The sequence below is a fragment of the Hansschlegelia beijingensis genome (genome assembly GCF_045505405.1).
GTDB lineage: Bacteria > Pseudomonadota > Alphaproteobacteria > Rhizobiales > Methylopilaceae > Methylopila > Methylopila beijingensis_A.
The window spans coordinates 1-545 of the sequence record NZ_JBJKEX010000727.1; the positions used below are offsets into that span (position 1 = coordinate 1).

Below are 545 nucleotides of genomic sequence, written 5' to 3' on the forward strand. Positions count from 1 at the left end.
AGAAGCTCGAGCAGCTGCGGGCGCTCGAGGCCGGCATGCGCATCGACGCGGTCGCGGTGGACGTCGTTCCGCTCGGCGTCGACACGCCCGAAGACCTCGAACGGGCGCGCGAGATCATGGCGGGAGCCGGACGATGAACGGGCAGGGCAGGATCGCCTACCAGGGCGAGCCGGGCGCGAACTCCCACATGGCCTGCGCGGCCGTCTTCCCCGAGATGGAGGCGGTTCCGTGCGCGAGCTTCGAGGATGCGCTCGACGCCGTCGCTTCCGGCGACGCGGCGCTCGGCATGATCCCGATCGAAAACTCCGCGAACGGCCGGGTGGCGGACGTCCATCATCTGATGCCGACCGCGCGGCTGCACATCGTCGGCGAATACTTCATGCCGATCCACCACCAGCTCCTGGCCGCGCCGGGCGCCACGCTGGCCTCGGTCAAGACCGCGCAGAGCCATGTGCAGGCCCTCGGACAGTGCCGGCGCAAGCTCCGCGAGCTCGGGCTGACGCCGGTCATCGGGGCCGACACGGCGGGCTCCGCGCGCGAGATCG

1 protein-coding gene and 1 pseudogene are annotated in these 545 nt (G+C 71.4%); both read left to right on the top strand.

Features of this window, described 5'->3' with window-relative positions:
- Positions 1-137: pseudogene (locus tag ACIKT0_RS19845) on the top strand (3-deoxy-manno-octulosonate cytidylyltransferase); the annotation flags it as partial.
- Positions 134-545 (top strand): prephenate dehydratase domain-containing protein (locus tag ACIKT0_RS19850; RefSeq protein ID WP_407106957.1); only part of this gene is annotated, 412 nt, incomplete at its 3' end. The pseudogene ACIKT0_RS19845 and the gene ACIKT0_RS19850, both read left to right, overlap by 4 nt.